Here is a 22579-nt window from a genome sequence, read left to right on the forward strand (position 1 = left end):
CGAAGATTGGGAGAATATTAAAAATGTACCATTGATAGGAGGTTGGAGATGACAGAGTTTTTATCTACCGATACTCTCTTAAATCTCTCTGCATCTGGGCGTAAAATAAATCACCAAATTCAACACCAATTTACTTCCTAACTAAAATACCTTTCTGTTCATAAATCGGTATTACCATTTGCCGTAAAACTGGCAGTTGTCTACTAAAAAATATTGAACCGATAATACAAGCTATACCATCAATAATTAATGTATTAGGAGCGCCAATGATATCTGCAATTCCACCGCCGATTAAATTGCCTATAGGTATCATACCTAAAAATGACATTGTGTATAGACTCATTAACCTTCCACGTTTATCTTCTTCCACAATGGTTTGCAAAAAGGTATTACTTGCAGCAATTTGTAAAATTGTTCCTAAACCGACAAATAGCATTGTGAATAAAGACAATGGTAAAAATCGAGAAACAGAAAATGCAATCAGACCACAGCCTAATATTGCTGGTGCGATCGCAATTAATTTCCCAATGCCTAAAATAGTTTTACGAGTAGCGAGATATATCCCCCCTGATAATGCTCCCACGCCTGATGCTGCCATTAAAAAGCCTAAAGTTTCGGCACCACCTTTGAAGATTGTTTCGGCAAAAACTGGTACTAGAATTGTATTTTGCAACCCCATTAAACTAACTAAAGCTGATAGTAATAAAATGGCGCGAATTGGGGGAAAGGTAAAAGCATAAATAAATCCCTCTTTAACTCTTTTTAAGGGATTATCTGGACTAGACGGTATTTTCCACGGCTTAATGTTCATTGCTAGTAAGCTGGCAATCACAGCAATGTAACTCAAGCCGTCGATTAAAAAACAGTAAGCAACACCAACTCTGGCAATTAATAATCCGCCTATGGCGGGGCCAATAAGTCGCGCCCCATTAATCATAGTTGAATTGATGGCGATCGCATTCGCTAAATCTTCTCTACGTTCAACTAGTTCCGGGACAAATGCTTGTCTAGCTGGCGCATCTAAAGCGTTAATCAATCCTTGTAATAAACTCAACGCGATGATATGCCAAATTTGAATCATGCCTGTTAGTGTTAGTACAGCTAACGCTAAAGACTGGATCATCGCCATAATTTGCGTGCCAATTAAAGTACGATACCGCGAAAAGCGATCTACAAACACGCCACCAAAGGGAGCGAGAAAAAAACTGGGGATTTGACTAGCAAATCCAACTACACCTAGCATTAATGGTGAATTAGTTAAGTCATACACTAGCCAAACAGTAGCTAGTTGAGTCATCCATGTGCCAATTAAGGAAATTCCTTGTCCCGCAAAAAACAAGCGATAGTTTTTTGACTGAAAGGCAGGTAGTTGCAACTGTTTAAATTTGGTCATTTGTCATTTGTTATTTGTCAGGAATTGATGCTCATTTCACTCAAGTTCATTACAAACTTTATTTAACTTCCACACTAACTTCCGCAGACATCCCTGGTGTAATCCTGGAGTCGTAACCTTGGATACTCTTTTGGTCTAAAACTATCTTCACAGGAATGCGTTGCACTACTTTGGTAAAGTTACCTGTCGCGTTGTCTGGTGGTAATAAAGCAAATTGAGCGCCGGAAGCCGGGGAAATGCTGTCAACTTTGCCGCTAAAGGTGTGGTGAGGAAAGGCATCGAGTTTGACTTCTACTGGTTGTCCGGGGCGCATTCTTTCTAGTTGGGTTTCTTTAAAGTTGGCTACTACCCAGTTTTCGTTATCAACAATCGCCATTAATGGTGTTCCGGCTTGGATTCTATTGCCAATTTCCACGGTTTTTTTACCAACTCGCCCAGCACTAGGGGCAGTAACGTTGGTGTAGGATAACTGCAATTGGGCATCTTTTAAGGATGCTTCAGCCTGGGCGATCGCAGCTTTAGCAGCTTCGTATTGGCTACGTTTGACGCTAGTATCTTGAGTTCCAGCCGTAGCTTGTTGCAATCCGCCTCTCGATGCTGCGAGTTTTGCTTGGGCGCTGGTGACACCTTCTTGGGCTTGGGCGAGTCGAGATTGGGCTTGAGCTACCCCAACTTTGGCAGAGGCTAATCTGGCTTGGGCTTGTTCAACTCCTTGGATGGCGGCATTTTTCTGGGCTAAAGCGACATCATAGGCGGCTTTGGCTGCATCCAACTGTTGACGAGCGATCGCACCTTCTTTATATAAGCTGTTGTAACGGTTGTAATCTGTTTCCGCTTTTTGCAGGTTGGCGTTGGCTTGGGCTACCTGGGCTTGGGCGGCGGGAATCCCGGCTTGGGCTAATTCCACATCGGCTTGGGCGGCGGGAATCCCGGCTTGGGCTTCTCGTACTGCTGCTTGGGCGGTGGAAATGGCAGATACCGCCCCGCTCACATCACCTTGGGCTTGAGTTGTCTTAGCATTGGTGGTTTCCGCCGTTAAGGCAATATTGGCGGCGGCGGCTTCGGCTTGACTGCGGGCGTTGGCTAAGGCGGCGGCGGCTTGCTGCACTTTACTTTCATAGTCACGGGGGTCAAGTTTAACTAGTAACTGTCCCGGTTGCACTTCTTGGTTGTCGTTGACTAAAACTTGAGCAACCGTTCCGGGAATTTTGCTACTAACTTGGTGAACATGCCCGCTAACAGTGGCATTGTCTGTTTCTTCGTGAGAGGAAGCGTATTGCCAGTAGTTATAACCAAATGTACCAGCAGCGATCGCACCTACACCCAACCCCGCCAAAATTAAAGGTAATCGCTTTGAACTACGGGGTTTTTTCTCTGGCTGCGGGTGGACATCGGTTTCCGGTGCTTCTGGCGTGGCGATCACTGCATCTAAAGTCTCAGTATCAGTAATTATTTCTGTTTCGACAACAGATGTTTTCTCTTTTTTGCGTCCGTTTAATGTGGTTGTTGTCATAGTTAGCTTCTTCCTTGCGGCAATTATTTAGAATACGTACTATTTAGTTGCAAGTAGCTTCTATTCTTTTATTTAGGATGCTAAATATTTTCGCAAATAAATTTATACATAGCTTCACCCAAATGGGCGATTGTCATCCAGCCTTAAGATAGGTTAGCAATGGCTTTATTGAGCAATTGAGAAAAGTATTCCCGGTCATCGGTGGAAATACCACGCATAGCTTCTTCACGTAATTCTGCGGCTAGTGGCGGTAATACTTTTTCTAGTTCCTTACCTGCATCCGTCAACCAGATACGCCAAATTCGGCGATCGTGTACATCTCGTTCTCGACGGACTAAGCCTCGTTCTTCCATCCGGTCTAGTACGCCTGTTAAAGTCCCACCTACCTGCTGCAACTTCTCACCAATACTGGATGTGGGTAAACCATCTTCTTGCCACAAACAACACAGCACCAACCAATGAAATGGTGTTAGCCCAAAAGGTTCTAGTTTGTCAGTCAACTTGCGGGTCAGCAGTTGTGAAAGTAGTTTGATTCGATAACCCAAATTGTAAGGCGCTAAAACTTGCTGCCAAGACTCACAAGTAGTAGAATTATTAGGTTGAGTAACCATTAGGTAAAATACTTCGTATACGTAATATTTAGCATAACCAGAATAACTCATTTTGGCAAGCAGGTGATAGATTTAGCAAGAAATTGGCACAAGAGGTGCGATCGCACACACCATCAAAAACCACATAACAATTAGCCCCCTCCCCGCAGGCAAGGAGGGGGTTGGGGGTGGGGTTCATCTCTGCAAACAAGCAGCAATATCATCTAACACCCCCTCTATCCTCTCCATCACATCCTCATTTCTAAATCGCACAACCTGTAACCCTAAACTCTCCAAAAACTCTTGACGTATTGCATCTTCTACTTGGGTGTAATCGTGAATTTCGCCATCCACTTCCACCACTAACTGCGCTTCACTACAGTAAAAATCGACGATAAAACGGTCAATTGTTTGCTGGCGACGGAACTTGAACCCCAAAAGTTGCTTGTGTCTCAACTTCTCCCAAAGTCGCTTTTCTGCTGGAGTTGGTTCACACCGCATTTGTCGCGCCAAAGGTTTGAGTCTGTCCCAAAGTTGAGGTGTGGTTTGCCAAACTTGGCCTGGAACCCCACCCCCTAACCCCCTCCCCGCAAGCGAGGAGGGAGAATTAGAGTTTTTGAGAGGTTTTGGCTTGGAGTTTTGATATTGGGTCATTTGCGCTGTTGGCTAATGAATATTTCATCTATTATTTCCAGTCCGATCGCATTGCCAAAATCAAGTTACCAAAGTTGATTGTTAAAACCGTTGTGCTAATTGCGGAGTCCGCCCCTTTAAGCCAATCATCAATTTAAGCGCGAATACCTTTAACACTGGAACGCGCTGCATCAACCATAAACCCAAACGCCGCACCGCTACCAAAGGTAGGATTTGGTTAGAAAACATTCTATCTAACAAATCGGTGAACCCTAAAATTGTCAGGTTCTCCAGTTTCCGCCAGCGTTCATAGCGTTTGAGGACTTGAATTTTACCGATATCTTCGCCTTTTTTGTGGGCTGTTTGGATAATTTGGGCGAGGGCGGCTGCATCGCGGATACCGAGGTTTAAGCCTTGTCCGCCGACGGGGTGACAGTTGTGGGCTGCATCGCCAATTAATGCCAAACGGGGGAGGACGTAGCGATCGCTTTGCATCAGTTGGACTTGGAAGACAAAGCGATCGCCAAGTAACTCCAATTTACCCATGTGATCACCGTAGCGGCGGCTCAGTTCTGCCAAAAATTGCTCATCATCCAAAGCACACAAAGCCTTCGCTTCTTCGTGAGGGGCTGTCCAGACAATGCGGCAACGGTTCCCCGGCAGAGGTAAAATTGCAAAGGGGCCACTCGGCCAAAATCTTTCGTAAGCAGTATCGTTGTGGGGTTTTTCTGGTTTGACAAAAGCCACTATACAAGACTGCCAATATTTCCAGCCATGAGTTTTGATTCCCGCCGCTTGGCGAATTGGCGATCGCGATCCATCCGCCGCCACCAATAATTTACTGCGGACTGTGTATGTCTGCTCAGAAATCTTGATATCGATTGCCACTATATCCTGCTGATGCTGTGTATTCACCACCTCAGCCGGACAAAGGTAATTCACATTCGGACATTTCTGGACAAATTCTTGCAATGGCTGTAACAAAGCTTGGTGTTCAGCCACGTAACCCAACTCTGGCGAACTTCTCCCAATATCTGCCGCGTCAAATTCCACCACATCAGGATAGTCAGCATCCGAAAGCCGCACATGACGATATTTGGCGATGTGGGGTAAGATTTTATCCCAAATGCCAATACCTTGGTAAATCAGCGCCGATAGCAGATGCACTGCATAAGCTTGGCCTTTGGCTACAGATGCTGATGTTACCTTCGCCTCAATGAGCAAGATATTCAAGCCAGAATCTTTCAAAGCTGCGGCTAGGGTTAACCCAACAATTCCACCGCCGACAATCACCAAATCATAGTCATACCCCCGTTTGTCTGTTGCGGGTTGCTGGGGGGAAATAGTTTGAGTAAACTGCGTTAGCGCCATTGTTAAGAGAAATTAAGCAATCCTAACTATTATTCTTACGCGATCGCCCCCAATAGAGCAAGTTAAAACCTAAACTCTCAATCCTGCCATCAAAATAACTCAGTAATTCATGAATTTTTCTAACTAATTTACTTGGCTTAAATGTCTTAACTGTCTTAACTGTCCGCTTCAAGGAGAGGGAAAGTAAATTTATTGTACAAATACTTGCTGGATTAATAAAGTATTTGTAGTCTAGCTTATGGTAATTTTGGTTACTAAAAAAACATAATTACCATACGCAAAAAGTCTTAATTTAACTTATAAATTATGAGTTGAAGTTTGACAGTTTTTGGCTGCACTAAAACTACTTCATGACCTGAAAACAGAATAATGAAACGTCTTGTAATTTGTTGTGATGGAACTTGGCAACAGTTAACAAATGCCTACCCCAGCAATGTTGTGAAACTGGCTCAATCAGTGAAACCAACTGCAAATGACGGAGTTCCGCAGATTGTATTTTATGATGAGGGAATTGGTACTGAAAATCAAAAGATTTTAGGTGGAGCAACAGGATTAGGAATTGATAGAAATATCGAAGATTGCTATCGATTTCTGGTGCTGAACTATGTTCCTGGTGATGAAATTTATTTGTTTGGCTTTAGTCGTGGTGCTTATACAGTCAGAAGTCTAGCGGGAATGATTTATTGTTCAGGTTTGCTAGACCGACCACATATCACCAAAGCCCATGAAGCGTACGAACTTTATCGGAAACGCAATGTCAAGCCCAAAGATAAAGAAGCTGTAGATTATCGGAACAAATATGGCGATCGCGTTCCGATCACCTTAATTGGTTGTTTTGATACTGTTGGGGCGCTGGGGATTCCTGGGTTAGCCGCCTTCAAAAAAGTTCACGACCAACTGAATCAGCGTTACAGATTCCACGACACCACTTTAAACAAAGATATCCAAAATGCACTGCACGCAATGGCGATCGATGAAATTCGGGAAATCTTTGATGTCACCCCCATGAAACCCCACCCTGAAGCCGAAAACCAACGGGTAATTCAAAAATGGTTTCCTGGTGAACATGGTTGCGTTGGTGGTGGAACTGAAGAACATAGCGGCTTATCTGATGCAGCCTTACAGTGGATGATTGATTCCGTTGGTGATTTAGGACTGGGACTCGAATTTGATCCAAACGTCATTCCCACAGGGATCAACCCCAATTATAAATGCGAATTTAAGAATGACCCTGGATTCTTTAAATTGGCAGGAATCAAGCTGCGGGATGTCGGCGACGCAATTGAAGAACTACACGACAGCACAATCAACCGTTTAAAAGTTCGCCAAGACTATCGCCCCAAAAATTTACAAAAGATTATTGCCAAACTATTAGACTAAATTCCAATTTAGGCATTTTTGTTTTTACTTGTAATCAATACAGAGGTAAGTATTATGGCTGGTAAAAGAGACACATCCAGAGATGGTTTAAACAACAAAATTCAAACATTTGTTTTAACCCATTTTAAAGGAATTTGGGGATTACTTCAAAGTAATGAATCTATTAAACGGAAAGTAAATAAAGCATTGCTCAATAGTCTCATCTACAAAATTCCCACTCGCCCCAATCCCTACAGTACGATGACACTAGATAAGCATATTCCTGATACAGACAGAGCGAAAAAAACTGATACTTATACTTCCTGGGAATCACTCAACGATCGCACCTATACAGGCAGACACTTACCACCAGATCCCAAACTCAACACGCCGGAAAATCTTCCCAAAGTTGAAGACCTAGCTATTTTATTCCGCAAACGAGACGGTCAAACCATTTACTCTAGCAAATCAACTATGCTGTTTCCCTATTGGGTACAGTGGTTTACCGATAGTTTCCTCCGCATCGATCATCACAACAAATTAAAAAATACATCCAACCATGAAATTGACTTGTGTAATGTTTATGGTTTAACCAGAAAACAAACGCATCTTTTAAGAAGCTTTGAAGGTGGTAAATTTAAAACTCAAAAACTCAAACGCCAAGACGGAGTAGAAGAAGAATACCCCCTATTTTATTATTCTGACCCAGCACAAGGTATAGTAGACTCTCAATTTGCTGGTCTTTATGAACCCATCAATGATGAAAAAAGACAGCCAGCCGATAAAAAACAATATATGTTTGCGATGGGAGTAGAACGAGCCAATGTCCAAATTGGCTATGTCATGCTGAATGTTCTTTGTCTGCGCGAACACAATCGTCTGTGTGATGTCTTATCCAAGAATTATCCTGATTGGGATGATGAACGTCTCTTCCAAACTGCCAGAAATATTCTTATGGCAATTATTCTCAAAATTATTATGGAAGAGTACATCAACCACATCACTCCTTATCACTTTAAGCTATTTGCTGATCCAGAAGCTTTTACTAAAGAAAGTTGGTATCGTACCAATCACATGGCCATTGAATTTGACTTTGTTTATCGTTGGCATAGTGCGATTCCTGAAAAATTTGTTTGTAATGGTAAACCAACTCATGTTGTCGAAACTCTCTGGAACAATAAAATATTAATTGACCAAGGTTTAGGCTCATTAATGGAAGAAACTTGTTCGCAAGCAGGGACAAGAATTGGTTTATTCAACACGCCTGATATCTTAGTTGAATTAGCTGAATTACCTTCCATCAGACTCGGCAGAGAACTACAATTAGCCAGCTACAACGATTACCGAGAATTGTGTGGTTTCCCCAGAGTCACCAGCTTTGATCAAATTACTGGTGATGAATTTACTCAACAAAAACTCAAAGAATTCTATGGTCATGTTGATAATATTGAATTCTTTGTAGGACTCTACTCAGAAGATGTGCGACAAAATTCTACGATTCCTCCGTTAGTCGCAAGGTTAATTGGGATTGATGCTTTTTCCCAAGCTCTGACCAATCCTTTACTATCACCGAAAATCTTCAATAAAGATACGCTTTCGCCTATCGGTTGGGAAATCTATCAAACTACCAACACCGTCTCAGATTTAGTAAATCGCAACGTTCCGTCATCAGGTAAAAAGTATAAAGTTACTTTTGACCTGCACAAAGCATAGCCCATTTGAGTTTGATTGATAGAGACAAACAGATCCCCGACTTCTCAAAGAAGTCGGGGATCTAAAACTCTCATGTTTTAATGTAAGTATTCAGGAGTCAGAAGGTTTAAAGAATAAGGAAAAATATTTGATGAATTAATTTGCTAATCCTACAGATAGTTCTAAATTCTGAATTCTGACTCCTCGGTGCTGAATTCTTACGTTTTAATTTAATTCTTCTACTTATCTAGCAACTGCAAAATGAAACTATTTACTGAATATCCAGAACAAGAAGAAGCTAAATACTGTGCTTTGATGAGTGAGCTAGTCAAAAAGAATATGGATAATCTGTACAAAGGTGAAAAGCAGAAAATCGCCAAGCGAGACACTCACTCTAAAACCCACGCTGCTGTTCAAGGTACTTTAGAAATTTTTGACTTTGATGAAGCAGCAATTAAACAAGAATTGCGTCAACGCACTGCATTAACTGAAGCTGAAATTCACGGAATTTCCCTCAAACAAGGTTTATTTGCTCAAGCAAAACAATATCCGGTGTGGTTAAGATTTGCCAGTGGAGCATTTTCAGTCAAAAATGATTATGAAGGCGATACACGCTCGATGGCAGTTAAAATTATAGGTGTCGAAGGAGAACGAATACCCCACAGTCATGAGTTACACACCCATGACATTATTGTTCATAATCATGATGTCTTTTTTGTAAGAACTATTAAAGACTTCTACAGCTTCTTTTTGACAATTTATCGAGCCGGGTTGTTTCCACTTTTTAGGTTGTTGGTGCTAATTTGGCTCAAGTTACATCCCTACGAAGCCACTCTTTTACAAACCAGTTTCAAACGGTTTCCTAAAAGTTTACTCACAGAACGCTATTGGAGTGCTTCAGCTTATGCTGTGGGACTCAAATCAGATTTTGATCCATCCCAAGTAGGTCGAGTTCCTGTAGAATACCCAGCAGTCATTAAATATGGGTTTGTTCCAGTTTCTAGTCAAGCACCTCATCAACCCCTACCTCTAGAGTCAAGACCAGAAAGCGAGCTTCAACGTGTTAAAACTTCTGGTGCAGAGGATAACTATTACCGAGAAGATATTATGCAAGCTTTAGCCAAGCCAGATGCAGAATATACTTGGGATTTCCAAATTCAATTTCAAACTAAACCAGAAATGTCTGTTGATGATTCCACCATTATTTGGAGTGAAGAAGAATCACCCTTTTTTACAATTGGTCGTCTAACGGTTAAACATCAAAAAGTCAATTCTCCCCTAGAAAATGACTTTGGTGAAAATCTCCGATTTTCGCCAGGAAATGGTTTAGCTGTTCATCGTCCTGTTGGTGCAATTAATCGCTTACGTTCTGTTGTGTATCCTATTGTTGCTAATTCCCGCCATACAAAACGGGGAGTCAAATATCAAGAACCGACCAGCGAGACAAAAGTTTAAAACTAGTAAAACTAGTAAAACTAGTAATTACAAAAAAAATCTCGCTGTTATCTACAGATAACAGCGAGTTTCACCCTGATTAATTATTTATCCAGAAACTTGAGAAGATATAAATCTATGTAGAACTGTTATTTGTGAGCCTTGTTAGCAGCAGTATTAGATTTATTAGTTAAATTTGTAGCAGTGTGCTTGTGATGCTTGTGATGCTTTAAGTGTTTTGTATGTTTGCCTGATTTTACCTGACTCTTGCTCTTAGTGATAGCTGCTTTGTGATGAGTTTTACTAGTATCTATTTTAGCTAAAGGTGCTGTTTTAGTAGTAGATGTAGTTTCCGCATGAACAGCAGGTGTAATCACAGCAAGAGGTGAAGAAACTGCCAAAGCTAAGACTAAAACTTTGATGAGGTTTTTCATCGTATTTCCTAATTTCTGCTCGATGAGTTGATGATTTAAATATGCCAGTTACTTATGTCATTTGCTTGTTTTTGATATGGATTTTGTGTGAATTTGAGAAATTTGATCAGTATAAAAAAAACTGCCGTTTTTCACGGCAGTTATTATATGCTACAGGGCAACATAGTATAAAAAACAAATTAGGAAAATAAATTTGAAATTTATCTGTTGAAGAATCTAGGATTTGGACAAAAGGTTAGATTTTAGACTTAATACTGTAACCTCCTGTAAAATTTTATTTTGAGAAATGGCTGATTAGTCTCCTCTAAAATGTAGATGAAAACAAATAAACATCTTGGAAGTTGAGAAGACTAAAGCCGGAGTAACCTTGAAGCTAATTACTTAGCGAGAATGGACATCTCATCAGTAACTTACAAACAAAACTATCGCAAAGCAGTGTGTCATTATTTTGTTCTGCATATAAATTTTCTGTGTCAAATTGGGCAAAAATGACCAACTGTTTACCACCTGGTTTCTAGATGCTTAAACAACGCTCACAGCCAATAACTGTTCTGACATATCAAAATTAGATGTGACATTCTGCACATCATCTAAGCTTTCTAGAGTATCAATTAATTTGAGGAGCGATCGCGCCTGATCAGAATCTGTAACTTCTACATTATTACTGGGAATCCAGCGCAATTCGGCATCAGTGACTTTAAAGCCTTTGTCTTTCAGGGTTTTGTTGAGAATTTCTAAATTAGCAACCTCGGTGAATACTTCCGCCGTTTCATCTTCGGTCATTTCATAAGACTCAGCGCCGCCTTCTAAAGATGCTTCTAAAAGCTGGTCTTCATCAACCACACCCTGGACAACACACACGCCTTTTTGGTCAAACATCCAGCTAACGCAACCAGTCTCACCCAAATTACCGCCGTTTTTACTAAAAGCCACCCGTAAATCAGCCGCCGTGCGATTGCGATTATCAGTCAAGGCTTCAACTAAAATTGCCACACCACCGGGGCCGTAACCTTCGTAGCGAATTTCTTCCAGGCTATGGTTATCACCGTTAAATGTACCTGCACCTTTAGCGATCGCTCGTTCAATATTATCATTGGGGATACCCGCCGCCTTCGCCTTTTCAATCGCTGTACGTAGTTGAAAATTCCCCGCCGGGTCTGGTACACCATTTCTCGCCGCCACAATAATAGCCCGCGATAACTGCGTGAAAGTTTTTCCTCTTTTAGCATCCACTACAGCCTTTTGGCGCTTAATATTAGCCCATTTACTATGACCTGCCATAACTTGTAACTATTTCCGCTATCTCCAAAGATTAGGATATACAAGTGAAGTATGAAGTGTGAAGTCTGTAGATGCGAAGCAGCTTGCCGCAGGCTAGTCTGAAGTATAGAAATTTAACTTTCATTCTTCAAGAGTTGCTATTCCCTGTTAAATTAATGATTCATCTTCTCCAACGAATTTTGGCACGATTTTTGCGTACTAGTCGCACATTTAGGCGCAGAAAAAAGAAATTGCTGCAATATTTTCAGCAATCACTGTTATTACTGCTCATCGGCATAGTTGCTTTAAGTGGATGTCAAACTCTGCGTTCTAGAGTAGAAGCAGGCAAAATTACTCATATTACTTTATGGCATGGGGTGAATCCACCACCAAATCGAGATGTCTTACAAAAGTTGGTAGATAAATTTAACCAAACCCATAAAGATATTCAAGTCGAATCATTATACATTGGGCAACAGGATCAGCAAGCACCAAAAATTTTGGCTGCTGTTGTTGGCAATGCCCCACCGGATTTATTGTGGTACAACCCAACTATTGCTGGACAATTGGTGGAACTAGGGGCGCTAATTCCTGTAGATGAGATGTTAGCCAATTCCCCAGTCAAAAACGAAATTGACCCAACCTTATATGGGGCAATGGAATACAAAGGCCAGTTATGGTCAGTTCCCTTTGCTACCAATAACCTGGGCATTTTTTACCGTCCAAGTTTATTCAAAGCGGCAGGAATTAAAGAACTTCCGCGCAATTGGCAAGAATTTCGCCAAGTTGCCCAAAAATTAACCCGTGATTTTAACAATGATGGGCAAATAGACCAGTATGGAATGTTTCTGCCCTTGGGTAAAGGTGAATTTACAGTTTTTAGTTGGTTGCCATTTATGTGGAGTAGTGGCGGTGAGTTGGTGACTGGTGATGCCCAAAATCCCGCAGGTGTGAGATTAACCGAAAATGCAGGAGCGATCGCAGCTTTACAATTTTGGCGTAACTTAATTACAGACGGTTCCACAATGTTATCTGCCCCAGAACGAGGTTATGAAACAGACCCCTTGTTATCGGGTAAAGTCGCAATGCAAATCAATGGCCCTTGGAATTTAGGTCAATTTCAAGATACTAACGTTGATTTTGGTGTATTTCCCCTGCCAGTGAACCAAAAACCCGCTACAAATGTTGGCGGTGAAAACCTCTTCTTATTCAAAACCACGCCAGAACGCCAAAAAGCAACCTTCAAATTTGCGGAATATGCCATGAGTGCTGATTTTCAAACAGAATTAGCCCTCGGAACAGGTTATTTACCAATTAACTTAAAATCCCGCCAAAGCGCCAAATATCAAGAATTTATCGATAAAATACCACAATTACAAGTCTTTTTAGCACAGGCAGAGTATGGCCGGAGTCGCCCGATTTTTCCTGGTTACAATCGCATTTCCGATAGTATCGGACGGGCAGTAGAAGCTGTGTTACTGGGTAAACTTTCGCCAACAGAAGCACTCCAAACTAGTCAGCAACGGCTAGATTTAATCTTTAAATAACTCCAAAATCACCATAATCAAGGGAAAAATCTGAGCAGTGACATCTTCCGCTCAGATTTTGTTGGTGCTGTTCTGTGTCACTATTAACTTCAGCCATATTCACCAACTTTACGCAAATTCTAAAAAAATAATCTGTAAATTTACTCAACTGACTCGGCTGGGAGGGGGAAGTAGGGAGTAGGGGAGTCGGAAAGAGTATTTTTTGGGTGTACTGTGATTTTTATCCAAATTAAATGTAGGACTCATATTTGATTTGGGAAAAAAATCAGTACACCCAGATCAGGCTTCTTTCCTACTCCCTACTCCCCATTCCCTACTCCCTACCTACACAATTAGATTCAGGAATCAAACCATATTCCTATATGAGTCCTCTGCACCCTTACCCAATTGTCCACAGACAACCTCTGTGCATATTTATATTGACGTTATTCCTATAAATAAATTATGATTTTAGATTGTCTGTCTTATTCCTGCTCGGATCAGGTAGACACACCACAAAGGCTAACCACAGCGATTCATCAAGTTTTGATATATCGCCTTCTCTACAAGAGATTTTTGTTAGCTACCTGTACGGCAACTCCAAGGACAATTTAATGACCTACGCGATTATTGAAACTGGTGGTAAACAACTTAAAGTTGAGCCTGGTCGTTTTTACGACATTGAACTGCTAACTGCCCAACCAGACGAAAAAGTTACAATAAATTCTGTACTACTAGTACAACATGACGGTGGACTCAGCATCGGTCAGCCTCTAGTATCTGGGGCAACTGTAGAAGGAACTGTATTGCGCCATTTCCGAGGACGCAAAGTCATAGTCTACAAAATGAAGCCGAAGAAGAAAACCCGCAAAAAACGTGGTCATCGCCAAGAAATTACCAGACTGTTGATTAACTCCATTACTCTCGATGGTCAGGTATTTACAGCATCGGAAGCGGCGGCTGTAGCTGATGATTCCTCTGCGGAAACCACTGCTGAATCATAGAAAAATAAGCATAACAAGGAAATTATGGCTCATAAGAAAGGAACAGGTAGTACACGCAACGGCCGTGATTCTAATGCCCAGCGTCTAGGTGTCAAACGCTTTGGTGGTCAAGTTGTACGTGCAGGTAATATTCTTGTACGTCAACGTGGCACAAAATTTCACCCCGGTAACAATGTAGGTATCGGTAGCGATGACACTTTGTTTGCCTTAATTGATGGCGTTGTCACCTTTGAAAGAAAAGGCAAATCTCGCAAGAAAGTCAGCATTTATCCAGTTGCTGCACCCACTGAAGCCGTAGCCAGCTAGACGCTTGGTTATGTGATTAATTAGCCAGAATGGTTGATAACAAATGAGGGTTGGTCACTTCCACCCTCATTTATTTATCAATGAAGGCAGGAGTTAGGAGGTTATACACCGCACCAAATTTTTAATTTGGTGGCTATTATTCAGGAGGAGTCTGAATCCTATAGCTGAATAAAAACCTCCTGCCTTCTGCCTCCTTTAACGCATAGATGTGTATATAGCAAATTCTTCGTGGAGAATTGCACCGCAAGCTATACCTACTAATGAAAATAAGGATGTAATTAAAAAGGCTGATCTACCATTAAATCCGGCTGTGTAAAAATCAATTTTTGCTAAAATTGCCGCCGCAATAATCAGTAAGGTATCGAGAAAGAGGCGAAACCAAGCAACCATCAGGAAAAATAAAAATGCCCCAAACACGGCAATAAAAAAAGTTTTGATACTCGACTCAAAAAATACACTAGAGTAATTAGCCATTGCTAAAAAGGGAATAGCTAAACTTGATAGTAAAACTAATATCCCAACTACGATGACTATCCAAAGAGACAAAGGCATGTGTGCTTCTGATAACACCCAGCCCAGGGTACTATAACTAATCAGTACTAATAATAGTGATGTCCAGGGAAGGTTTTTGAAAATAGACATAAGTTGCTCTCATGATGAATAAGTAAAGTGATACTTTAAATAAATTTTCCATGACTAAAAACTTCAACTGATGCAGCAGATTACCAGTCAGTAAACTATACAGGTTGAGTCATTAAAGCTAGATAGAAACCATATTCTGATTTCTGATGTATCATAATCAACTACTTGGTTTTGATATGGGTGCATCAGTGGGTAAAGCGCAAAAGCCTTGACTCTAATCTCCTGCGGTGTTGCTCATGTGTCTTTTAGCCGACATGACCATAGTTGTAGGAGTTGTGATGCTGGCGGTAGTAAAGGCGATCGCTTTCTTCCAGAAAGCTGGGTTAGTTTGAGTATATTTCGACGAGAATGACTTAGACTATATGTTTATCATCCTATTTTTGCCAAACGTAATCAATAGTCCGTCCGCAAATTCTCTAAATTTCCCAATAATTACGGTACAAACTAGTTAAATATTTTCGTAAACATTTGTAAACTGTTAGCAGCAGAGTAGCAAAGTATCACATCTGATTAAGGAATTGTCATGAAACAACTTGTTGTCGTTGAGCGTGTAAGCCTCATCGGTCATATTGTGTCAATGGTGTTTGGGTTGGTAGGGATATTATTGGTTGTACCCAATGCCGAACTCATTTTGAACTTGTCTGAATTTGGACAGACTGCCATGCAGTGGAGTATGGCTGGTGGTGGTGTAGTTTATATGATTTTGGGTGCAGCAGCCGTATTGTTGTATGCCTTGCGGACATTGGGTGTGGGTCGTGCTATGGCATTTCTGCTGCCTGCTGTATTAATTTCTTTAACTAGTGAATTATTAGGAACCAGTACAGGCTTTCCTTTTGGTCACTATCAATATTTAAGCGGCTTGGGATATAAAATAGGTGGTTTAGTTCCCTTTACAATTCCCTTATCGTGGTTTTATTTAGGCTGTGTATCTTACTTGTTAGCCCGTGCTGGCTTAGAAGTAGATACAAAACCAAGCTTGTGGCGGCATATTAGCGCAATTGGCTTGGGTTCTTTGCTGCTAACCTCCTGGGATTTTGTGCTAGACCCAGCCATGAGTCAAACTACCCTACCCTTCTGGTATTGGCAACAACCAGGCGCTTTCTTTGGAATGCCTTATCAAAACTTTGCTGGTTGGTTAGGTACTGGTGCAGTATTCATGACAGTAGCAGCATTGTTGTGGAAAAATCAGCCAATTAAATTTGAGCGATCGCAACTAAATCTACCTTTAGTAGTCTACTTAAGTAACTTTGGTTTTGCTACCGTGATGAGCTTGGCTGCTGGTTTCTCTATTCCCGTATTGCTGGGTTTAGTTTTAGGTGTTACCCCCGCGATTATCTTGTGGTGGAAAGCATCCGCAGCAAATAATCAAGTTACCCTTGAACCAGCAACTAAAGAAGTTTCTGTAGCCAGCATCGAAGTTGCTTTGAAGTAGTAAACACTTGGCAACAGGCGGGGATAAAGGGGAAATTCCTCTCAGTACCCCATCCTCAATCATTGACGAACAACTAGATCCCCGACTTCCTCAAGAAATCGGGGATCTAAAACTGATTAAGCATAGTTCTTGAGGATAAACATATTCTAGTTAATTCACTTAAAACCTAAAAATTACCGTCTTTGAGCATATTTAAGAGATTCATAGCTGAAAGTACAGATATTGTGGGAACCGTTCAATTATTATGGTCTATGATTGGCTTACTCCTAACAATGGGTGGCACATTTTTGGAAGCATATAGTATCACCTGGCCTTGGAGTTGGACTCAACATGGAATTCAAACCTTTTCTTTAGGTGTTAGCTTTCAAATTGGTGCCGTCTTACTGGTAGGTTGTTTGGGAGGGCAGAATGCTGGGGCGCTCTCACAAATTGCGTACTTAGTTATGGGATTAACTTTATTGCCTGTATTCTCCGAAGGTGGAGGTCTAGGTTATGTCAGACTGTCCCAGTTTGGCTATCTTTTAGGCTTTATTCCTGGAGCGTGGATTTGTGGATTTTTGGCGTTTCAAGCCAGACCAAAACTAGAATCTTTGGCATTTAGTTGTATTTGTGGCTTGTTAACCATTCACTTCTGCGGTATTACTTATTTGACCATGAGTTACTTTTTTCAGTGGCAAGGTACAGAAAATCTCTCCTTAATCCAAGCAATTCTGAAATACTCGTGGTTTGCCGTACCAGGACAATTAGTTGTCATTTGTGCTGTTACCTCAATCGCTTATTTATTACGCCATTTAATGTTTTATTAGTTATTAGTCCATTGTCATTTGTCCTTTGTCAAAAGCTAATGACTAATGACCAATGACTAATGACGCTGAATTAACTCACTATGAATTTAAAAAATCGCCTGTTTTGGATTGCTGCCTTTATCGCTTTTTTCTTAGATCAACTGACTAAATATTGGGTTGTCCAAACCTTTAAATTAGGAGATACATTACCACTCATCCCAGGGGTATTTCACTTTACTTATGTGACTAACACTGGTGCAGCTTTTAGCCTATTCAGTGGCAAGGTGGAGTGGTTACGCTGGTTATCTTTAGGAGTCAGTTTAGTATTAATCGCCTTGGGTTTGTTCGGCTCAATGCTCAGTCGTTGGGATCAGTTGGGTTATGGTTTAATTTTAGGCGGGGCGATGGGTAATGGTATCGATCGCTTTGTTTTAGGCTATGTAGTAGATTTTCTAGATTTACGGTTGATTAATTTTGCTGTATTTAATATTGCCGATTCTTTTATCAGTATAGGTATTGTTTGTTTACTGATAGCCTCGTTTCAAAAAACACCCACTCCCCCCCGGAGAAGGTGATTTTAATTTCTCGCAAAAGACCGCAGGGGAGTAGGGGAGAGCTTGGTGTTATTGACCATTAACCAATGACGAATGACAAATGACCAATGACTCTACTCAACCATGCTGTAAAAATTCTACTTTGGGTAACAGAGGGTCAGTAACAATCGCTACTCCAAGAAAACCCCAGCGTTTGAGCAAGCTGCTGAGTTGGCTTCCAGGGAGAGACTCTACAGCAAAGCGGTTTGCTACCTCTGCTGCATGAGTATTGAGATAGCTTAAAGCATCAAAACTTTCTCTAAACAGTAATATGTAACCTAACTCTTCCGAGTTGGGACGTGCTGTTAAATAACGACCATCTGTTTTGGAACGCACTAGATAATAAACGTCGGAAAGCATAATGACAAAGGACGAATGACCATTGACTAAATTATTTAAGCATCTAACTTAATTCGAGGATCGGCTGCTTTTAACATTAAATCTGCGAGTAAGTTACCGACATTCAATAGCACCGCACTCATCACCAAACTCGCCATAACTAAGTATTGGTCTTTAGCGATAACCGCCTGTAAAGTTAATCTCCCTAAACCAGGCCAGTTAAAGAACTGTTCCGCGATGAATGCACCGCCTAATAAACTGGCTAACTCAAAACCTAGCAAAGTAATTAGGGGGTTAATAGCGTTACGCAGTGCATGAACGTAAATGACGCGATTTTCTGGCAGTCCTTTGGCGCGGGCTGTTTGGATATAATCTTGACGGAGAACATCTAACAATTCCCCACGGGTAATGCGTTGCAAACCAGCAAAACTGGTAACACTCAAGGCAATTGTGGGTAAAATCATGTGCCAGCCGATATCAACAATTTTACCAAACCAGGATAAATCAGCATGATTAATGCTGGTCATACTACCGACGGGAAATAAAGGCGAGGTAAATTGGGCAAAGATTAATAAAAATAGTGCCGTGATAAAGCTGGGAAAGCCTTGTCCGGCATAACTAATGACTTGTAAGATGCGGTCTGTTGGGCGATTTTGCTTCACAGCTGCAACAATGCCGAGAGGAATAGCGATCGCCCATGTCACAATTAAAGAAGCGATCGCTAATAATAAGGTTGCCGGTACACGTTCCCATAACAGGGAAGCTACAGAACGCTGATAGACAAAACTTGTACCAAAATCCCCTCTGGTAAATATCCGCCACAACCACAAGAAATATTGCTCAGGCCAAGACTTATCTAACCCAAACTGTCTTCTAATTTCCTCAATTCGTTCTGGGGAAATTTTGGGATTTTGTCGCAGAGTATCTACATAATCTCCTGGAGACAATTTGATGATGAAAAACGACAGCGCCGATGCCAAAAGTAAGGTAAACAACGCTTGTAATACCCGTTTCATCACATAAATAAAAGTTTCACTCGTAATTAGCCGAATTAGCCAATCTCGACTGGTCTCCAAGGAAATTTTTGTAGCTGTCATTTTTATTTTGTCCTCTGTCCTCTGTCCTTTGTTCTTTGCCATTAGTCAAATGACTAACGACCAATGGCTAATGACCATTGACTAATATTCAATTAACGAGATAATCGGCAAATTGGGGAGATTATTCCGCCCTTGTAAATCCCGTAGCTCGATAATAAACCCAAAACCTACGAGTTCACACTCAAGCTTTTGAACTAACTTGGCTGTCGCACCGGCTGTACCACCTGTAGCAATTAAATCATCCACAATTAAAACGCGGCTCCCTGGATGCAACGCGTCTTGGTGCATTTCCAAACAGTCAGTACCGTACTCTAGTTCATATTCAATGGAGTGAACGGCGGCGGGTAACTTGCCTTTTTTGCGGACGGGAATAAACCCAGCCCCTAATTTATAAGCTAGGGGAGCGCCAAAAATAAATCCCCGTGACTCCATCCCAATCACATAATCTGCTTGAAATCCCGCTTCATTGCATTTTTCTGTGAAAAAGTCAATAGTGTATCGCAATCCGTCGCGATCGCGCAGTAAAGTAGTAATATCTCGAAATAAAATACCGGGCTTGGGATAATCGGGAATTTCACGAATTAGAGATTTTAAGTCCATAAACAGTTAAAAAATAGGGAGTAGGGAGTGGGGAGTAGGATTGGTCATGAATCAAAGCTAAAACCTGAAATTTCAGACTTTAAAGTTCATACTTGAGACTTTTCTTTTGCCAATTCCCATTCCCTGAAAAATCGTACACTATAATGTCATACGCTAGATTTGAGGCTCTAGTATCATCATCCATTGACGATAGTGAGAATCTACACCAAGCTTAAATTATGGAATGGTACTCAATACAAGAAGGTAAACTGATGCTGTAAAAAGGGAAATTTAAGTATATGAGAGCTTTGGAGTAGAACAAGTTAAGTCATGTATACGTCAGGTATTATGGCTACTGCCACAGGTTTAATGTTATTTTTTGGCTACTTATCTTAAATTTAGTTGTACTAGTGTATCTAGTCTGTTGGAAGCGCACAAGGTAATTTATAGAATGAATGTCTCCGCGAGCTTAACGCCGTTCAACAGTCCCGCACCTGCATCAACGCCTATGATTCTGGATACGTTACCAGATCCGGCGATCGCAGGACAAGGATGTCCGCCCAGAACTCGGCTACAAATCGACCTCATCTTATTGGCCATTGAAGCTTTAGAACTCGGTGGTTCCGAAGCAATTTTGGCCTTTGCAGAAGAGTTGGATTTAAAAGATATTATTAAAAATCGGGTAAATTTATGGCGGATGCGTAGCTCTAACCCCATGCGCCGCGCTAATATCCGCAGACCCTTAACAATTATAGAAGCCAAGGCTTTAGTAGTTATTGCTTGCTACATTGCACGGCGGTTAACCGTGGTCATCCGTCAGATGCTGATGATATATCAGCAAATGAATGAAAAACAAATCCCCCTGGAACAAAACTTGCGTTTATCTAATTACCTAGAACGCTTTCGAGTGCATTTTAAAAGCAGAATGAATGCGCGGCGCTCTGGGGTACTAGCATTAACATCTGATGAAAAATTAGATGAGTTAGCCATTAATTTGTTAGAAAAACTTCTATTTTGTACTGGTACGGCCGGAATGCAGCGATTCTGGATTAGTCTTTTTGATGGGGAAGTGGAATGAACATTCAACGGAAATACAGTTTACCTAACTGTACGTTGCTTTTAGAGGGTTTAAGCGATGCTTCCAGGGCAGCACATTTACAAGAACTCCGCCCAGAATTATCGATATTGGTCAATGTAGAATGCTATATATCTGGTTATAAGCAGCCTCTAGTGGGAGGTCGAGAATTTTTTGAAAGTTTGGTGAGGGCTGTGAGTGCTTATGGACAAGAATTTTTAAGCAATATCCCCAACCCCCAAGCCCATAACCAAGACTCAGAATTAGTAGAACTGCAAAAAATTGACCATAACCGTCATCGGCTAATTGTACATTCTGAAAGCAGTACTGAAGCTTTGGGTTCTCAGGCAAATAAATCACCGATTCAAATTGATATGAATACGGTGCAGTTATTTGATTTGGTGGAAGCAGTAGATCAGTTTTTTGCCGATACCCAGACCCTACCGGAGTTAGCCCTCGAATTACAACCAATACCCCGACGCTACAGTGGTGCTAGTGAACTTGTCGTCAAGCAAGCACTACCAGCCAGTATTGGAGTTGCGAGTGTAGCTGTTGCGGCGGTTGCTTTTAGTTTGATTCCACCCCCCCAAGTCCGCACACCAGAAGCGCAACCAGAAACCCAAAGCAGCGCCACTCCCACACCAACGACAACTGCTGTTCCTACCCCCACCGCAGCGACAACTCCCGTAGCCAGCGCCACACCGACAGCGACACCCAGCGCCACTCCCACTACAGCCGCCACCGCACCCCCAACCACCGATTTAGAAGCCTTATTAAATACAACAGCCGAAATTACTGACCCATCTCAACTACGGGCTTTAAATCGTCAGGTGTGGAATCAAATTGACCCGGCTTGGAGCGATCGCTCGACAGTCAAGGAAGATTTAGTCTATCGTGTTGGTGTAGCTGGTGATGGTGCGATCGTTGGTTATAAGGCAGTAAATCAAGGGTCAAATGAAGGCGTTAATTTCACTCCATTACCTAAACTGCTTTACAACCCGGCAAAACGTTCGGCAATTAATAATGAACCCATAGCCCAATTTAAAGTAGTGTTTACTAGCAAAGGGGTGTTAGAAGTTAGTCCTTGGCGCGGTTATGCTGGTACACCACAGGTAGTAGGGCAGAAAATTACAGATGCTAACACCGTTAAAGAATTAAACGAAAAGCTATACAACACAATTCGCCAAAATTGGAAAGGTACTCCCAGCTACACCAAAGATTTACGCTATCGAGTCGCCATCAATAAAGATGGCATCATCACTGATTATGAACCATTAAATCAAGTTGCCTTTGATCATTTCCGTGAAACACCATTGCCAAATATGTTTCAATCTGTTTATGGTTCCAATGGCGCAGCACCAAACAACCAAGAACCTCTGGCTCATTTCCAAGTAGTGTTTAATCCTAATGGCAAACTGGAAGTTACTCCTTGGAAGGGGTATCAGTGATAGGTGAGAGTTGATAGAAAAAATGAATGTAGGTTGGGTGGAACGAATATCCCACTCCCTACTCCCTACTCTCA

Annotated in this window: 22 protein-coding genes; 11 read left to right on the forward strand and 11 right to left on the reverse strand. The window is 41.5% G+C overall.

Annotated features, from left to right (window positions below; genetic code table 11):
* Positions 1–130: 130 nt before the first annotated feature.
* From H6G77_RS27025 to H6G77_RS27045, 5 genes are all read right to left on the reverse strand, one after another.
* Positions 131–1393, reverse strand: a complete 1263-nt coding sequence (locus H6G77_RS27025) for an MFS transporter (RefSeq protein ID WP_190873205.1) — start codon at positions 1391–1393, stop codon at positions 131–133.
* Positions 1394–1451: 58 nt separating this feature from the next.
* On the reverse strand, positions 1452–2906 hold the full coding sequence (locus H6G77_RS27030) for an HlyD family secretion protein (RefSeq protein ID WP_190873206.1): 1455 nt from the start codon (positions 2904–2906) through the stop codon (positions 1452–1454).
* A gap of 143 nt (positions 2907–3049) precedes the next feature.
* The gene (locus tag H6G77_RS27035) at positions 3050–3517 is read right to left on the reverse strand and encodes a MarR family winged helix-turn-helix transcriptional regulator (protein WP_190592657.1); all 468 of its coding nucleotides are present in this window, start codon (positions 3515–3517) and stop codon (positions 3050–3052) included.
* Positions 3518–3691: 174 nt separating this feature from the next.
* Positions 3692–4150 (reverse strand): endonuclease domain-containing protein, encoded by a 459-nt coding sequence (locus H6G77_RS27040; protein ID WP_190873207.1) that lies wholly within the window; start codon positions 4148–4150, stop codon positions 3692–3694.
* 81 nt (positions 4151–4231) lie between these two features.
* The gene (locus H6G77_RS27045) at positions 4232–5500 is read right to left on the reverse strand and encodes an FAD-dependent hydroxylase (RefSeq protein ID WP_190592663.1); all 1269 of its coding nucleotides are present in this window, start codon (positions 5498–5500) and stop codon (positions 4232–4234) included.
* 369 nt (positions 5501–5869) lie between these two features.
* On the opposite strand from H6G77_RS27045, the gene H6G77_RS27050 reads away from it, so the two are divergent.
* The 3 genes from H6G77_RS27050 to H6G77_RS27060 all read left to right on the forward strand — a co-directional run bounded on the left by H6G77_RS27050 (position 5870) and on the right by H6G77_RS27060 (position 10006).
* The gene (locus H6G77_RS27050; protein WP_190873208.1) at positions 5870–6880 is read left to right on the forward strand and encodes a DUF2235 domain-containing protein; all 1011 of its coding nucleotides are present in this window, start codon (positions 5870–5872) and stop codon (positions 6878–6880) included.
* 54 nt (positions 6881–6934) lie between these two features.
* A complete protein-coding gene (locus tag H6G77_RS27055; protein WP_190592665.1) occupies positions 6935–8572 on the forward strand; it encodes a peroxidase family protein in 1638 nt (545 codons plus the stop codon).
* A gap of 240 nt (positions 8573–8812) precedes the next feature.
* On the forward strand, positions 8813–10006 hold the full coding sequence (locus tag H6G77_RS27060) for a catalase (RefSeq protein ID WP_190592666.1): 1194 nt from the start codon (positions 8813–8815) through the stop codon (positions 10004–10006).
* Between the two features lie 128 nt (positions 10007–10134).
* Here the strand turns inward: H6G77_RS27060 and H6G77_RS27065 are convergent, their stop codons facing one another.
* Positions 10135–10419 carry a hypothetical protein gene (locus H6G77_RS27065; protein WP_190592667.1) on the reverse strand — a complete coding sequence of 95 codons (285 nt, stop codon included), beginning with the start codon at positions 10417–10419 and terminating at the stop codon, positions 10135–10137.
* 522 nt (positions 10420–10941) lie between these two features.
* Entirely contained in the window at positions 10942–11700 is a 759-nt protein-coding gene (locus tag H6G77_RS27070; RefSeq protein ID WP_190592668.1) for a YebC/PmpR family DNA-binding transcriptional regulator, read from the reverse strand.
* 155 nt (positions 11701–11855) lie between these two features.
* Between H6G77_RS27070 and H6G77_RS27075 the strand changes: the two genes are divergently transcribed.
* The 3 genes from H6G77_RS27075 to rpmA all read left to right on the forward strand — a co-directional run bounded on the left by H6G77_RS27075 (position 11856) and on the right by rpmA (position 14515).
* Positions 11856–13226 (forward strand): ABC transporter substrate-binding protein, encoded by a 1371-nt coding sequence (locus tag H6G77_RS27075; RefSeq protein WP_190873209.1) that lies wholly within the window; start codon positions 11856–11858, stop codon positions 13224–13226.
* 593 nt (positions 13227–13819) lie between these two features.
* Positions 13820–14209: a 50S ribosomal protein L21 gene (gene rplU, locus H6G77_RS27080; RefSeq protein WP_190592670.1), complete on the forward strand. Its 390-nt coding sequence runs from the start codon at positions 13820–13822 to the stop codon at positions 14207–14209.
* 24 nt (positions 14210–14233) lie between these two features.
* Positions 14234–14515: a 50S ribosomal protein L27 gene (rpmA, locus tag H6G77_RS27085; RefSeq protein WP_190592671.1), complete on the forward strand. Its 282-nt coding sequence runs from the start codon at positions 14234–14236 to the stop codon at positions 14513–14515.
* Between the two features lie 195 nt (positions 14516–14710).
* On the opposite strand, the gene H6G77_RS27090 is transcribed toward rpmA, so the two are convergent.
* Positions 14711–15157 (reverse strand): hypothetical protein, encoded by a 447-nt coding sequence (locus tag H6G77_RS27090; protein WP_190592672.1) that lies wholly within the window; start codon positions 15155–15157, stop codon positions 14711–14713.
* A 523-nt stretch (positions 15158–15680) separates the two neighbouring features.
* Here H6G77_RS27090 and cruF point away from each other — a divergent pair.
* The 3 genes from cruF (at position 15681) to lspA (ending at position 17949) form a co-directional block, all read left to right on the forward strand.
* Positions 15681–16589 (forward strand): gamma-carotene 1'-hydroxylase CruF, encoded by a 909-nt coding sequence (cruF, locus tag H6G77_RS27095; protein ID WP_190592673.1) that lies wholly within the window; start codon positions 15681–15683, stop codon positions 16587–16589.
* A gap of 251 nt (positions 16590–16840) precedes the next feature.
* Positions 16841–17395 carry a biotin transporter BioY gene (locus H6G77_RS27100; protein ID WP_190873233.1) on the forward strand — a complete coding sequence of 185 codons (555 nt, stop codon included), beginning with the start codon at positions 16841–16843 and terminating at the stop codon, positions 17393–17395.
* An 80-nt stretch (positions 17396–17475) separates the two neighbouring features.
* Positions 17476–17949 carry a signal peptidase II gene (lspA, locus tag H6G77_RS27105; protein WP_190592675.1) on the forward strand — a complete coding sequence of 158 codons (474 nt, stop codon included), beginning with the start codon at positions 17476–17478 and terminating at the stop codon, positions 17947–17949.
* A gap of 96 nt (positions 17950–18045) precedes the next feature.
* Here the strand turns inward: lspA and H6G77_RS27110 are convergent, their stop codons facing one another.
* The 3 genes from H6G77_RS27110 to H6G77_RS27120 all read right to left on the reverse strand — a co-directional run bounded on the left by H6G77_RS27110 (position 18046) and on the right by H6G77_RS27120 (position 20003).
* A complete protein-coding gene (locus H6G77_RS27110; RefSeq protein ID WP_190673975.1) occupies positions 18046–18327 on the reverse strand; it encodes a hypothetical protein in 282 nt (93 codons plus the stop codon).
* A gap of 35 nt (positions 18328–18362) precedes the next feature.
* Positions 18363–19403 (reverse strand): ABC transporter permease, encoded by a 1041-nt coding sequence (locus H6G77_RS27115; protein ID WP_190592678.1) that lies wholly within the window; start codon positions 19401–19403, stop codon positions 18363–18365.
* Between the two features lie 81 nt (positions 19404–19484).
* Positions 19485–20003 carry an adenine phosphoribosyltransferase gene (locus H6G77_RS27120; RefSeq protein ID WP_190873210.1) on the reverse strand — a complete coding sequence of 173 codons (519 nt, stop codon included), beginning with the start codon at positions 20001–20003 and terminating at the stop codon, positions 19485–19487.
* Positions 20004–20433: 430 nt separating this feature from the next.
* On the opposite strand from H6G77_RS27120, the gene H6G77_RS27125 reads away from it, so the two are divergent.
* Together H6G77_RS27125 and H6G77_RS27130 are read left to right on the forward strand one after the other, a co-directional pair.
* Positions 20434–21060, forward strand: a complete 627-nt coding sequence (locus tag H6G77_RS27125) for a DUF3038 domain-containing protein (RefSeq protein ID WP_190592680.1) — start codon at positions 20434–20436, stop codon at positions 21058–21060.
* Positions 21057–22505, forward strand: a complete 1449-nt coding sequence (locus H6G77_RS27130; RefSeq protein WP_190873211.1) for a DUF4335 domain-containing protein — start codon at positions 21057–21059, stop codon at positions 22503–22505. Before H6G77_RS27125 ends, H6G77_RS27130 begins: the two co-directional genes overlap by 4 nt.
* Positions 22506–22579 lie beyond the last annotated feature (74 nt).

Origin of the sequence: Aulosira sp. FACHB-615, from assembly GCF_014698045.1 — a bacterium.
Classification (GTDB): Bacteria; Cyanobacteriota; Cyanobacteriia; order Cyanobacteriales; family Nostocaceae; genus Nostoc_B.

Excerpts from the sequence above, each read along its gene's own strand:
- H6G77_RS27025 (WP_190873205.1), bottom strand. The coding sequence starts at position 1,393 with ATGACCAAATTTAAACAGTTGCAACTACCTGCCTTTCAGTCAAAAAAC.
- H6G77_RS27030 (WP_190873206.1), bottom strand. The coding sequence starts at position 2,906 with ATGACAACAACCACATTAAACGGACGCAAAAAAGAGAAAACATCTGTT.
- H6G77_RS27035 (WP_190592657.1), bottom strand. The coding sequence starts at position 3,517 with ATGGTTACTCAACCTAATAATTCTACTACTTGTGAGTCTTGGCAGCAA.
- H6G77_RS27040 (WP_190873207.1), bottom strand. The coding sequence starts at position 4,150 with ATGACCCAATATCAAAACTCCAAGCCAAAACCTCTCAAAAACTCTAAT.
- H6G77_RS27045 (WP_190592663.1), bottom strand. The coding sequence starts at position 5,500 with ATGGCGCTAACGCAGTTTACTCAAACTATTTCCCCCCAGCAACCCGCA.
- H6G77_RS27050 (WP_190873208.1), top strand. The coding sequence starts at position 5,870 with ATGAAACGTCTTGTAATTTGTTGTGATGGAACTTGGCAACAGTTAACA.
- H6G77_RS27055 (WP_190592665.1), top strand. The coding sequence starts at position 6,935 with ATGGCTGGTAAAAGAGACACATCCAGAGATGGTTTAAACAACAAAATT.
- H6G77_RS27060 (WP_190592666.1), top strand. The coding sequence starts at position 8,813 with ATGAAACTATTTACTGAATATCCAGAACAAGAAGAAGCTAAATACTGT.
- H6G77_RS27065 (WP_190592667.1), bottom strand. The coding sequence starts at position 10,419 with ATGAAAAACCTCATCAAAGTTTTAGTCTTAGCTTTGGCAGTTTCTTCA.
- H6G77_RS27070 (WP_190592668.1), bottom strand. The coding sequence starts at position 11,700 with ATGGCAGGTCATAGTAAATGGGCTAATATTAAGCGCCAAAAGGCTGTA.
- H6G77_RS27075 (WP_190873209.1), top strand. The coding sequence starts at position 11,856 with ATGATTCATCTTCTCCAACGAATTTTGGCACGATTTTTGCGTACTAGT.
- rplU (WP_190592670.1), top strand. The coding sequence starts at position 13,820 with ATGACCTACGCGATTATTGAAACTGGTGGTAAACAACTTAAAGTTGAG.
- rpmA (WP_190592671.1), top strand. The coding sequence starts at position 14,234 with ATGGCTCATAAGAAAGGAACAGGTAGTACACGCAACGGCCGTGATTCT.
- H6G77_RS27090 (WP_190592672.1), bottom strand. The coding sequence starts at position 15,157 with ATGTCTATTTTCAAAAACCTTCCCTGGACATCACTATTATTAGTACTG.
- cruF (WP_190592673.1), top strand. The coding sequence starts at position 15,681 with ATGAAACAACTTGTTGTCGTTGAGCGTGTAAGCCTCATCGGTCATATT.
- H6G77_RS27100 (WP_190873233.1), top strand. The coding sequence starts at position 16,841 with ATGATTGGCTTACTCCTAACAATGGGTGGCACATTTTTGGAAGCATAT.
- lspA (WP_190592675.1), top strand. The coding sequence starts at position 17,476 with ATGAATTTAAAAAATCGCCTGTTTTGGATTGCTGCCTTTATCGCTTTT.
- H6G77_RS27110 (WP_190673975.1), bottom strand. The coding sequence starts at position 18,327 with ATGCTTTCCGACGTTTATTATCTAGTGCGTTCCAAAACAGATGGTCGT.
- H6G77_RS27115 (WP_190592678.1), bottom strand. The coding sequence starts at position 19,403 with ATGACAGCTACAAAAATTTCCTTGGAGACCAGTCGAGATTGGCTAATT.
- H6G77_RS27120 (WP_190873210.1), bottom strand. The coding sequence starts at position 20,003 with ATGGACTTAAAATCTCTAATTCGTGAAATTCCCGATTATCCCAAGCCC.
- H6G77_RS27125 (WP_190592680.1), top strand. The coding sequence starts at position 20,434 with ATGAATGTCTCCGCGAGCTTAACGCCGTTCAACAGTCCCGCACCTGCA.
- H6G77_RS27130 (WP_190873211.1), top strand. The coding sequence starts at position 21,057 with ATGAACATTCAACGGAAATACAGTTTACCTAACTGTACGTTGCTTTTA.